Below are 12,661 nucleotides of genomic sequence, written 5' to 3' on the forward strand. Positions count from 1 at the left end.
AATCGACAAAACATGTAGATTAAATTCTGCCTTGTTGTTTTCATAGTTCGCGATTGAAATTTAACGAATGCCTACATTATGTACAGTTTTTCACAATAATTATTTAGGTACGACGCTAACGTAAAGACCAAATATCTTTTTTGAACTTTCTCCGATCATCTCTAGTATAAAAATGGAATGATTCGCCAAGTTTTGGACTGATATTGTTTATATTGTTCACCAAACAGTATAACAAGAATTCTCTCTTCAATTTTTATACGATACGAATACTCAAGGAAAAATAAAATGATATTTAAGATGATGGCAATGAACGAAGATGATGAAATCGCAAATCCTAAAAAGGTTAAAAAAGTCCCCAGATATCCAGGATGGCGAATATATTTATAAAGACCGTTTTGAATTAACTGATGATCCCCCTGCATTCCGACATTTCTACTGTAAAATCTCCCTAATATTTTCATTGAAGAAAACCTTATCCATACACCGATTAGCTCGACAACAACACCAAAAAGCGGCCATGCATCATTCGTCTTTTTTAATGTAAAGAAATACATGATCTCTGGAATGGTTATCATCAAGGCTAAAACTAGCCCGATAAAAAAACTGGAACCACGATTTTGTATTTCTTCTCTAACAGGTGAACTTCTATAAAATTCTAATAATAAGTAAAGAAAAAATAGGTACATATGCTATGAAAAACATATTTTTTTCTCCTGCATTAAAAAGTATTTAAGATGAAGCCTCTTCTGAAGATCCCTTCGGAAATAACTATTTGCAAGTAAATTCAATATAGTCTTTAACTTGTTGAGAAATGTCTTTTTTTTCGAAAACAGCCTTAAATGCTGAAAATTGAAACAAATCAAGTGTTATTTCGTATAGATAGTAGGAGGGATATAATGATAGAAATTAAAGGACATTTCACGGAAGCAAAAATATATTCAAATACAGCATTACAGTCAGCTATTGATCAAATTAAAGAATTGGCAAATCAAGCCTTTATGGAAGGAACAAAAATACGGATTATGCCAGATTATCATGCAGGGAAGGGCTGTGTTATTGGTACAACGATTCAACTTCAAAATCGTGTAGTCCCTAACCTTGTAGGCGTTGATGTTGGTTGCGGTGTATTTGTAGCTGAATTAAATGAGACAGATATAGACTTTTCTAAATTAGATGCTACAATTCGAGCACATATACCAAGTGGACAGGGTATCCATCAGGAAGTAACTCCAGCTCGTCATTTTGTTGAATTCGAGGGGAGGCAGTTTGTAGCGAGTGGTTTAAAGGATGACTATACGAATTTATCACTTGGTACACTTGGGGGAGGCAATCATTTTATTGAGCTTGCAAAAGATGAAGAAGGTACACATTACTTACTTATCCATACCGGCTCGCGTTACGTCGGAGCTAAGGTAGCAAATTGGCATCAAAAAAGAGCCTTTGAAACATTGCAACGGGAAGATTTAAAAGTAAAAATAGGAGAACTGAAAGATCAGGGGCGCGAGAAAGAAATTCAAGCAATGATTAAAGCTTATAAAGAGCAAAATCCAATTGTACCAAAAGATTTAGCCTATTTAGAGGGTGAATATTTCGATGATTATATTCATGATATGAAAATCGCTCAGCAATATGCTCGGATGAATCGCTGGACAATTGCCGAAACAATCGCCAAGCATATGAACTGGCATTTTAACGAAACATTTGATACGATCCATAACTATATTGATACGGAAACAATGACGTTAAGAAAAGGAGCTGTTCGAGCAAATAAAGGGGAGAAGCTTGTTATTCCTATGAATATGCGGGATGGCTCACTCATTTGTATTGGCAAAGGGAATGTAGATTGGAATTGCTCGGCACCACATGGGGCAGGGCGTATGTACTCTCGACGTGCTGCAAAAGAAGCATTAAACATGGAGGATTTTAAAGAAACGATGCAAGGTATTTGGACAACATCCGTCAATGAAGAGACTTTAGATGAAGCCCCAATGGCGTATAAGCCGATGTCAGAAATTACATCTGTTCTTGAGGAAACTGCTGATATATTAAAAGTAATTACACCCGTTTATAATTTTAAAGCTAGTGAAGCGACTAAGCCTTATAAACGAAAAAAATAAAAAGAATGGCTAATCATAGAAATTCACTATACCTTCCACCCACCTTCAACTATTAACATTCTATCTGTTATGGTATAAAATAGGCTTACAAAGATGAAGTGGGTGGTTTTTTGGTTTCTTCAAAAGATGTGGCAAAGTATGCGGGTGTCTCTCAAACAACAGTTTCAAGAGTGCTAAATACTCCTGAACTTGTAAAGCCGAAAACTGTTGAAAAAGTGATGAACGCGATTGAAGAATTAAACTATATTCCAAATGATATTGCGAGATCGCTTGTACAGAAAAAAACAGGCATTATTACGTTGATTTCAGGGCCTTTACATAATCCTTTTTTTGTTGATACAACAACGGCCATCGTTAATTATGTGAATGCTCGGGGATATAAGGTAAATGTTTATTTTGGTACGGAAGATAATTTAGATTCTATCTATAATTCTGTTTTGGAAACGAAGGCTGATGCGATTATTTTATCGTCCATGTTATATAAAGATGACTTATTTTTTAAGCTTGAAAAACTAGGCATCCCATTTATCATGTATAATCGCAAACATCAAGAAAACAGATATTTTGTTGAAATTGATAATGTAGAAGCGGGTTATCTAGCAACGAATCATATTTTATCGTTAGGTCATCGAGATGTATGCTGGATTGGCGGTCCACATGAAATAAGTACTTTTTATGGGAGGTACGAGGGCTTTAGAAATGCATTAAAAGATAGCGGTATTGAGGTAAAAAACGTGCCATCTTTTTTTACAAATACGAGCAAAAACGATATTAAACGAATATTTGAAGAAATACTAATGCTTCCTACGAGACCTACCGCTATTTGTGCCGCAACAGATGCAATTGCAATTGAAATATTAAACCTTTGTTTAGAGAGGGGCTTTCATGTTCCTAATGATTTTAATGTTATTGGCATTGATAATGTTGAGCTCAGTAAACACCATTCAATTGCCTTAACAACAGTAGGTCTAGAATCCGAGAAAAACCTCGGATTTATTGCTATTGAAAAATTATTTGAGGTAATGGAGAAAAAAAGTGCTTGCATTCAACAAACAGAATCTGTTAAACTTTTCCCAAGAAATACGACGTGTAAAAAATAAGCTGAGAGATCAGTTTATTTTTTATAACAAAATGGTTACGTATTCATTTCTTTATTTTCAGAAATGAATACGTAACCATTCAAACGAAGGAGTGAGTCGAGTCTTGAAAAAGGGCTTATTTATTAATGGACATTGGCAGAAGACAGATGAATATATGGAGGTTCATTCTCCTTATTCAAAAGAGGTCGTTGCACAATTTGCTATGGCAACTGAAGACGATGTACAGCATGCAATTGAAAGTGCTTATGCAGCAGAATCTGAAATGGCTGCGTTAACAGCATTTCAAAGAGCAGAGATTTTAGAACAATTATCGGATCTATTTGCTGAAAATCGAGAGGAGGCAGCTAGAATCATTTCACTAGAATCAGCTAAGCCGCTAAAATATGCTTATGCAGAAATTGATCGAACGATTGAAACATACAAATTTGCAGCAGAAGAAGCGAAGCGACTATCAGGTGAAATGATTCCGATGGATGCATCTAAAAGTGGAGAGGGCAGATTTGGCTATACAATTCGCGAACCATTGGGCGTTATTGCGGCCATTACTCCTTTTAATTTTCCACAAAATTTAGTAGCCCACAAAGTTGGACCGGCATTAGCAGCTGGAAATACGATTGTTTTGAAGCCTGCTACACAAACAGCGTTATCTGCTCATTTTCTAGCGAATCTATTGGCACAAACAAATTTACCAGATGGTGCATTTAACTTAGTAACTGGGCAAGGAAAACTAGTAGGGGATGCATTTTTAGCACATCCAAAAGTAAAAATGATCACATTTACAGGAAGCCCAGCTGTAGGTATTTCTCTTCGCAATCGAGCTGGCTTAAAGAAAGTCACATTAGAACTTGGTTCGAATGCTGGTGTTATTGTTGATGAAGGGGTTCAACTCGATAAAATCATGGACCGAATTGTTATGGGGGCTTTTTCCAATCAAGGCCAAGTTTGCATCTCCCTACAGCGTATATATGTAAAGGAAAATATGATTGAGGAATTTTTAGAACAACTCAATGCAAAAATAGATCAGCTAACGATAGGGGACCCACTTGACGCAACCACAGATTTAGCAACGATGATATCAGAAACTGAGCAACAGCGTGCTGTCACATGGATAGAGGAAGCGGTAGCAGAAGGTGCAGAGATCATTACTGGTGGTCGTATTGAAAATAATATTTTACTCCCAACAGTGCTATTAAACGTATCCTCTCATAGCCGTGTATCTTGTGAAGAAATATTTGCACCTGTTGTGATTGTCAATACTGTTTCATCAGTTGAAGAAGCTATTGATGCTGTCAATGATTCAAATTATGGCTTACAGGCAGGGATATTTACACCTTCAATCGAGACTGCCTTTAAAGCTTCTAAAAAATTACAGGTCGGGGGTGTTATTATAAATGATGTCCCGACATACCGTGTAGACCATATGCCTTATGGAGGCGTGAAAGAAAGCGGAACTGGCCGAGAGGGAATCAAATACGCAGTGGAGGAAATGACAGAAATGAAGCTAGTGATTTGGAATAACAATTAACGTCTTTCAGCGGTGTTCAAACATCCGCTGATATATATGAATAGATAGGAGTAGAATCATTATGCAAAAATTAACCTTTACTCCTGTAAGTTATACAGGCTGGGGTTGTTTGAATCAGCTACTAGTAGAAGTAGAAAAGCTCAAAGCAAATAATATTTTAATTATTACGGACCCATTTTTAAAAGAGTTAGGTTTAACAGAGCGTATTGAAAAGCCTTTAATTGAAAATGGGTACGCTACAACTATTTATACCGATATTACTCCTGAGCCACCGCTCGCAATTGGTGAAAAACTAGTTGAATTTACAAGAAAGCATCATTTTGATGTAGTGATTGGTTTGGGGGGAGGAAGTGCATTAGATCTAGCTAAACTTGCGGCAGTTTTAGCAACACATGATGGAAAAGTGGCAGATTACTTAAATTTAACGGGAACAAAAAATCTTGAAAATAAAGGGTTACCCAAGATTTTAATTCCAACTACTTCTGGAACAGGCTCAGAAGTAACGAATATTTCAGTACTGTCACTAGACACAACAAAGGATGTTGTTACGCATGATTACTTATTAGCAGATGTCGCCATTGTTGATCCTGCGTTAACGATTTCCTTACCACCAAAAGTGACAGCTGCTACAGGTGTAGATGCTTTAACGCATGCAATAGAGGCTTATGTTTCTGTCAATGCCAATGAAGTAACGGATGCACTTGCACTACAAGCCATTAAATTAATTAGTGGCTCTATCCGAACTGCTGTGCATGACGGTCAGAATAAGCAAGCACGTTCGGATATGAGTTATGGCAGTTATTTGGCAGGGTTAGCCTTTTTCAATGCGGGTGTTGCTGGAGTACATGCTTTAGCGTATCCTCTTGGTGGCCAATTCCATATTGCGCATGGAGATTCTAACGCAGTGCTATTACCATATGTCATGGGCTATATTCGCAAAAGTTGCGAAAAACGAATGAAAGATATTTTAGATGCGATGGGTATTTCATCTGCGTATATATCGCAAGAAGAGGCTTCTTATAAATGTGTAGATGCATTAAAGCAGCTTGTGAAGGATGTTAATATTCCGTCAACCTTAAAAGGATTTAATATACCAGAATTAGCGCTGGAACAATTAACTGATGATGCAACAAAGCAAACAAGAATCTTAGCACGTAGTCCGATGCCGCTTAAGCGAGAAGATATTTATACCATTTATCGTGCTGCATTTGATGGAGAAATTCGAGAACCTCAGTTACTATAAAGAAGTAAAGAGTAACGTTTACTCTGTAAAATTAAAGACAAGTGAATGTATTATAAAACAGTAATAAGAGACAGCGATTGCTGTCTCTTTTTATCTTAAAAAATCTAATCCTCTTAATGTGAATGGGAACATCAAAAAGAAACCTACCTACTAAAGAGTGGCTTCAGAAAATGGAATAACGAAATTACTTTATTTATTTTCAACCGAAATCTTTTTCATTAATCGTTTTAATTTATTTTCTGTATCTGTCTCCTCTACTGGTGTATAGATACTGCACCGTAAATCCATTTCACCTTGAACCTGAAGAGAAGTTAAATTAAACAGCATTTTACCTACTTTAGCATGTCTAAATTCAATTAACATTTCGGGAGCCTTACTTACTTGACTCTCTTGCCATAAATCTTGAAATTCTGGATGTGAATGACTCATTTCTTTTATAAATTGGTTGTACCACTCATCGCCTAAATAGTGGCCATAATAGGTACGGAATATGGCAAGAAAACCTTTCGCAAAGTGTTCCCAATTAGCGGCTAAAGCTTTTAATTCTTTTCTGGTGAAAACTATACGAATCAAATTTCTTTGATCATTTGGTATTTGGTCAAAATCTAAAAAAATATGAGCAGCTGCAGGATTCCAGCCCACAATATGGCAATGTCGGTCTGTAATGATGGTAGGACAATATGTTAATTCAGCTAGTATTCGTTTTAAAGAAGGGCTAAGCTCTGTTTGATCCTTTTTTGGATTATCAATTTCCGTTTTTGTTTCTAATGCCAGGTCATATAAATAGTCTCTTTCATCATTATTTAATTGCAACGCTGTAGAAATACAATCAAGTACGATAGAAGAAACTTTTATATCTCTTCCTTGTTCTAGCCATGTGTACCAAGTAGTACTTACACCTGCTAAATGTGCAACCTCTTCTCTTCGTAGCCCAGGTGTCCTTCTCCGAGTTCCGGCAGGTAAACCAATTGACTCTGGCTTGATTTGGGCACGCTTAGCTTTTAGAAATGTCGACAAAGCCTCAAGCCTAGTTTTATCATTCATTTTTAAAACTCCTCATGAAACCAATTTTTCCTAGTGGAAATTATACCATGATAAATAATCACTTGTAATAGGATAAAAAGATTATAAAATACAATTATATTATTGATTTGGATTGATGAAGAGTGGAAAGAGTAGTGATTACCGGTATGGGAGTAGTCTCTCCTATAGGCAATAACATCAAAACATTTTGGAACAATCTAATTAACGGCAAGTCTGGTATATCTCTTATTGATACATTTGATATTACTAATCATAAGTCAAAAATTGCAGGTATCATACGGGATTTTGATGCAGATGAAATTTTAGGAAAGATAGAAGCAAGACGTTTAGATCGCTTTTCCCAATTTGCTTTGGCCGCAGCTGACCAAGCTTGGAAAGATTCTAAGTTAGATCTCGATAGTATAGATTCCGAAAGATTAGGTGTGTACGTAGGTTCAGGCATTGGGGGAATTGAAACCTTAATTGAAAATATAGATACGCTTAGACAGAAAGGACCAAGACGAGTCAGCCCTGCTCTAGTACCAGCTATGATTTCCAATGCTGCTGCAGCGCAAATTAGCATTAAATGGAATGCAATGGGACCTTCTATGTCGCCAGTTTCTGCTTGCGCAATTGGAAATACAGCTATTGGAGAAGCCTTTAGACTAATTCGTTCTGGAGAAGTTGACGTTGTGTTTGCTGGTGGAACAGAGGCAGCTGTAACAGACTTATCAATAGCAAGCTTTGGGAATGCTACAGCATTATCAACAAGAAACAATGACCCAACGAAAGCTAGTCGTCCGTTTGATAAAAACCGAGATGGATTTGTCATGTCAGAAGGAGCTGGAATTCTAATCTTAGAATCCTTATCGCATGCTTTATGTAGAGAGGCAAAAATTTATGCAGAAGTTATTGGATATGGTGCGAGTTCAGATGCACATCATATGGTAGCAACACATCCAGAAGGTAAAGGGGCGCAACTTGCAATGAGATTAGCTTTAAAAAATGCAAACATAGCTCCTGAAGAAGTAGATGTTATTAGTGCCCATGCTACAAGTACACAAGTGGGTGACATATCTGAAACATTAGCTATTAAGCAGCTGTTTGGAAAACAAGCTTATGAAATTCCAGTAACAGCAAATAAATCTATGTTTGGTCACATGTTAGGGGCAGCTGGCGGTGTGGAAGCCATTGCTTTGGCCATGAGCATAAAAGAAGGAATAGTTCCTCCAACAATTAACTTAGAAAATCCTGATCCATTATGCGATCTTGATTATGTACCATCTGTTGCTCGTAAAGTGAAAATAAATACAGGTTTATCTAACTCATTCGGATTTGGAGGTCATAACGCGACGATTGTTTTAAAGAAATACGAATGAATGAACTTTCTCTCTTAAATCTAACCGTTTCTTAAGGAAACGGTTAGATTTATTCCAATAAATAGTTACATGATCGAAATAATGTGCTAAGTAATTCTCGAATGTAACAGTTACAATTTCATCTGCCTCCGTTTCGATATCTAATAGCAATTCATTTTCTAAAAAATTTACTGAGTATCCTACTAACGCACCATCGTGAATAGATATTGTCATTCACTTCCTCCTTTAAAACTGTTGAGTTGTTTGAAAAAGAAATTAGAATTACCCATGGCAATCCCATGTTACTTTAATTAAAGCCCTTAATAGTAGAATAAGCGTTGATTGTACTTATCATTCGTTATGAAAAGAATCCCACATCATTTCCATTCGTTTAGATCGAAGTTTAAAATTGCCCCAAGTATCTTCTTCGAAATTTCAAGAAAAGCCCTCAAATGATTTATTTTTTCTTTTGTATCTTCAGTAACAATAGTAAAATCGGTAATTAACTATAAAAGCGGAATTGGGAAATGCTGACAATCTTTATCGTAGGCTCTAAACTTTTTTTGACTTGTGAACAATCATAATATCCAGAATCAAATACCTTGAAGCCATAAAAACTAATACTGCTTCATTCGTTTCCCATTTAGTGTCAAAAGGGTTAAGAGGGTGTTCTTTTGCAAATAAGAGATCCTCAAAAGTTAAGTGAAGATTATTATTTTCAACTTTAACTTTTTCTATATAAACGGACTGCCAGGCGATATTCCTAAAACAATTTGTTATATATATTTTGACATATCTTTCAGTCCTTTTTATCGTTAAAAAGCAACAATATTTTAAAAAACAACCTCTATCTTTTATTACTTAGAGGCTTGAGAAATAGGCTTTAATGTACATTTAAATTCTTTCAGCAAGTGTTTTTGTACCGAAAGCGTAGCGACAGGTACAGAAGTTTCCCACCTCTATACAATTTTATGAAAATGAAATTTGTTACAATTGATCAAATAGTTGAAAATAAATCGAACGAAAATGTTAGCTCGACTGTCTAATAAGTAGAAGGAAGTGAATGTGATGGATGAAGAAGCGTTGGTGAGGCGTGCAATAACAGGGGACGAAGAAGCTTTTTTACATTTAATAAAACAGTATGAACAGACGATGTACCGTATGGCATTTGCCTATTTAAAAAATGAACATGATGCCATTGAAGCGGTACAAGAAGCTACTTATCGAAGCCTAAAAAAAATACATACCGTAAAAGAACCAGGTTATTTTGGTACTTGGCTTGTCCGAATATTACTTAATATTTGTCATGATATGCGTAAAAGAAGCAGTCGTCTTGATTTGCAGGAAGACATAGAAATCGGTGATCACGCTCCCAATCACGAGCGTTTTGAAATAACGGATATCATTACGAAGCTACCAAACGAGCAGCAAGAGCTTATTTTTCTAAAATATTTTCAAGACTATAAAAATCGAGATATTGCTATCCTTCAAAATATTCCGGAAGGAACTGTGAAGTCGAGGTTACATGCGGCATTGAAAAAGCTAAAACTATATTTTACGGAGAAGGGGGAGTTGTAGATGAAACAGGTAAAAAAGCATGACTATGATACTTTTGTCAAAGAACTAGCGCAAATTGACATTCCATATGAGCAATTAGAAAAGTCGCGTAGGAAAAGTGTCATACGCTTCCGAAAAGAAAAGCGTAATCGACAACGTACATGGAAAAGCATTGCAGTTACTTGTGCATTACTGTTACTGTTTGTATCGTCCATCCGTGTATCTCCAGCTTTTGCTAGTGCCATCGCAAAAATCCCAGGCTTTGCTCCACTAGTTGAGATGATTACGTATGATAAAGGGGTCAAAGATATACTCCAAAATAGCTATTATGAGGGACTGGGATTGTCACAAACAAAAAATGATTTATCATTTACACTTCAAGGAGTAATTGCTGATGAAACAGGAATGATTTTGCCATATACATTTTCAGCGCCGTTTGATGTTCATGATTTAAAAACTAAGAAAATGGAGCTCCGTCTAAATGGTGATGTATTACCCGCTGGAGTAAATTACAGTTGGTATAGCGAAAAGGACACACCTTTGATTGAAGATAAATTTGAGTTTATATTTCAGGATCCTATAAATTATGACAATGCTAATTTTGAATTATATATACAATTTGCAGATGAAAAACAAACAGAGTTTACAATCCCATTTTCACTTAAAAAGCCGATAGCGAAAACGAAAACCTATATATTAAATGAAAAAATGAGTTTTCAAGGTCAGCAAATCACTGTCAAGTCTGTCTCTATTTCACCACTCCGTACAAGTATTACAATCGCTCTCGACCCAAATAATGAAATGCGAATTTTAGGATTTGATGATATACGTTTATTGGATGAAAAAGGGGAGGAGTGGACGACAATCAATAATGGCTTAACAGCTACAGGTAATCTAATAGATGGAGAAGAAACAATCTATATGCAAAGTAATTATTTTAGAGAGCCTAAAAATTTAACATTATTCATTGGAAAAGTAAAGGCACTGCCAAAAGGTCAGGATTTTATAGAGGTAGATTTTAATCAAAAGAAAGTGCTATCCAAACCATCTCTGCCAGGTTTAAAAGTTCAAGTTAATAAGCAAATGGTAACAATGAATGTCCCTACTTCTTATAAAAATAAAAATATCAGTTTACTTGGTACCGCAATAGATGCAAATGGAAAAACTATTTACAGTAATTCAGGAAGTCACCATAGACCTGATGAATACGTAATCGAACAGACAGAAACATATGACATAAAGGGAGTCGTCAATCCAGTCCGCATTTATTTCACACATTATGAAAACTTTTTAGATGAAACCCAAACGGTTGATATTCCATTGAAATAGTCAAAAAAAGAATCTGCTTATACAGCAGATTCTTTTTATTACAATTAAATTTTAAGCGTCAGCACCTGGTGTAAATGTACGTGTCGCTAATTCAGCGTCAAGCATAAAGATTGCGTTAGAGTCATTTTCGATGCGTTCTATTTTACGAATTAACGTATCGAACGTTGATTCTTCTTCTACTTGCTCGTCAATGAACCATTTTAAGAAAGCCATTGTCGCGTGCTCGCGTTCATCTAAAGCAATATCCGATAAATGATAAATACGGCGAGTCACTTCTTTCTCGTGAGAAAGGGCAGTTTTGAAAGCATGTAAAATAGACTCGAAATGATTATCTGGACTATCGAAACCATGGATTGTTGCGCGGTAGCCCATATCGCTTAGGAAATTGTAAAATTTCATCGCATGGAAGCGCTCTTCTTCAGCCTGTACTAAAAAAAAGTTGGCAAAACCATCGTAATCTTGATCTGTGCAATATGCAGCCATCGCCATATAAGCATGCGCAGAGTAAAATTCAAAATTCATTTGTTCGTTTAGTGCTGTGTGTAGTTTTTCAGATAACATAAAAGTTTTCCTCCCTTTGCAGTAAATACCTCCTGCATCTCTTATAGTATACAGCGGAAAAAGGCGGCATTGCAAAGCATAATTGATGTTTATTCTCAATGAAAAAATTAATCAAATAATTTTTTAATACGCCAAATTACTTCTAAAAGATTAATAAATAAATTAATGAAATCTAAATAAAGATTTAAAGCCATACCAACGACTTCAGAATCTGAAACGTGATTATGTCGGATTTGGTTAAAGTCATAGACAGTATAGAGACTAAAAAGTAGAACAGTAACTCCCGCAATAATCAAACCAATCATGTTGCTAACAGGGAAAAACATAAAGACTACTGAAAATACAATGATGACGATTAAGACAGTGAATAAATAGCTTCCCCAATTGGAAACGTCTTTATTCATCATCATACCAATAAGTGCTAGTACAATGAAAATAGCTACGGTCGCTACGAAAACAAGTAGAACAAGTTGTTGCCCTAGCTCAGCAATGTAAAATTGTGTTGTCCAAAATAGCAAAATACCCATTAAAAAGGGGATTGCATACATAATGGAATTAGCAAGTTTCAGTTTTCGTACAAACATGGCAATGAGAAGAAGTACAAGAGCAATAACAGCAATTGGCATGACAATTGCAGGAGGTAATAATGTTGCGATGTACATTCCAATAACTGTCAATACCCACATGAAAGCAAAGTGTTTTAAAATTTTATTTAAGTTTTGATTTTTAGCATACGCCATATAGAAGAATCCTCTCTTTTTTAAAATAACTTTTATATAGTAACATACGAGTCAAATTAGAAAAAGATTCAATCATAAAAAATTTGTATCATTATCATAATGTTGGTT

At 35.7% G+C, this 12,661-nt stretch carries 12 protein-coding genes; 7 read left to right on the top strand and 5 right to left on the bottom strand.

The window, feature by feature from the left end:
* Nucleotides 1-161: 161 nt before the first annotated feature.
* A complete protein-coding gene (locus MOK21_RS10240) occupies nucleotides 162-575 on the bottom strand; it encodes a methyltransferase family protein (protein WP_249074093.1) in 414 nt (137 codons plus the stop codon).
* A gap of 321 nt (nucleotides 576-896) precedes the next feature.
* On the opposite strand from MOK21_RS10240, the gene MOK21_RS10245 reads away from it, so the two are divergent.
* From MOK21_RS10245 to MOK21_RS10260, 4 genes are all read left to right on the top strand, one after another.
* Nucleotides 897-2,117 (top strand): RtcB family protein, encoded by a 1,221-nt coding sequence (locus tag MOK21_RS10245; protein WP_249073832.1) that lies wholly within the window; start codon nucleotides 897-899, stop codon nucleotides 2,115-2,117.
* A gap of 110 nt (nucleotides 2,118-2,227) precedes the next feature.
* The gene (locus MOK21_RS10250) at nucleotides 2,228-3,217 is read left to right on the top strand and encodes a LacI family DNA-binding transcriptional regulator (protein WP_249073833.1); all 990 of its coding nucleotides are present in this window, start codon (nucleotides 2,228-2,230) and stop codon (nucleotides 3,215-3,217) included.
* Nucleotides 3,218-3,320: 103 nt separating this feature from the next.
* Complete coding sequence (locus MOK21_RS10255) at nucleotides 3,321-4,742, top strand: aldehyde dehydrogenase family protein (RefSeq protein ID WP_249073834.1); 1,422 nt, start codon at nucleotides 3,321-3,323, stop codon at nucleotides 4,740-4,742.
* Nucleotides 4,743-4,803: 61 nt separating this feature from the next.
* A complete protein-coding gene (locus MOK21_RS10260) occupies nucleotides 4,804-5,985 on the top strand; it encodes an iron-containing alcohol dehydrogenase (protein ID WP_249073835.1) in 1,182 nt (393 codons plus the stop codon).
* A 189-nt stretch (nucleotides 5,986-6,174) separates the two neighbouring features.
* On the opposite strand, the gene MOK21_RS10265 is transcribed toward MOK21_RS10260, so the two are convergent.
* A complete protein-coding gene (locus MOK21_RS10265; protein WP_249073837.1) occupies nucleotides 6,175-7,029 on the bottom strand; it encodes a helix-turn-helix transcriptional regulator in 855 nt (284 codons plus the stop codon).
* A 122-nt stretch (nucleotides 7,030-7,151) separates the two neighbouring features.
* Between MOK21_RS10265 and fabF the strand changes: the two genes are divergently transcribed.
* The gene (gene fabF / locus MOK21_RS10270; protein ID WP_249073839.1) at nucleotides 7,152-8,387 is read left to right on the top strand and encodes a beta-ketoacyl-ACP synthase II; all 1,236 of its coding nucleotides are present in this window, start codon (nucleotides 7,152-7,154) and stop codon (nucleotides 8,385-8,387) included.
* Here fabF and MOK21_RS10275 read toward each other — a convergent pair.
* Nucleotides 8,370-8,600, bottom strand: coding sequence for a hypothetical protein (locus tag MOK21_RS10275; protein WP_249073840.1), 231 nt, complete (start codon nucleotides 8,598-8,600; stop codon nucleotides 8,370-8,372). The genes fabF and MOK21_RS10275 overlap by 18 nt on opposite strands.
* Nucleotides 8,601-9,434: 834 nt before the next feature.
* Between MOK21_RS10275 and MOK21_RS10280 the strand changes: the two genes are divergently transcribed.
* The gene (locus tag MOK21_RS10280; RefSeq protein ID WP_249074094.1) at nucleotides 9,435-9,944 is read left to right on the top strand and encodes a sigma-70 family RNA polymerase sigma factor; all 510 of its coding nucleotides are present in this window, start codon (nucleotides 9,435-9,437) and stop codon (nucleotides 9,942-9,944) included.
* A complete protein-coding gene (locus MOK21_RS10285; RefSeq protein ID WP_249073841.1) occupies nucleotides 9,945-11,252 on the top strand; it encodes a DUF4179 domain-containing protein in 1,308 nt (435 codons plus the stop codon).
* A 51-nt stretch (nucleotides 11,253-11,303) separates the two neighbouring features.
* On the opposite strand, the gene MOK21_RS10290 is transcribed toward MOK21_RS10285, so the two are convergent.
* Nucleotides 11,304-11,813 (bottom strand): ferritin, encoded by a 510-nt coding sequence (locus MOK21_RS10290; protein ID WP_249073842.1) that lies wholly within the window; start codon nucleotides 11,811-11,813, stop codon nucleotides 11,304-11,306.
* Between the two features lie 107 nt (nucleotides 11,814-11,920).
* The gene (locus tag MOK21_RS10295; RefSeq protein ID WP_249073843.1) at nucleotides 11,921-12,553 is read right to left on the bottom strand and encodes a Bax inhibitor-1/YccA family protein; all 633 of its coding nucleotides are present in this window, start codon (nucleotides 12,551-12,553) and stop codon (nucleotides 11,921-11,923) included.
* Between the last annotated feature and the right edge of the window lie 108 nt (nucleotides 12,554-12,661).

Source organism: Lysinibacillus sp. BPa_S21 (assembly GCF_023337795.1).
Taxonomy (GTDB): domain Bacteria; phylum Bacillota; class Bacilli; order Bacillales_A; family Planococcaceae; genus Lysinibacillus.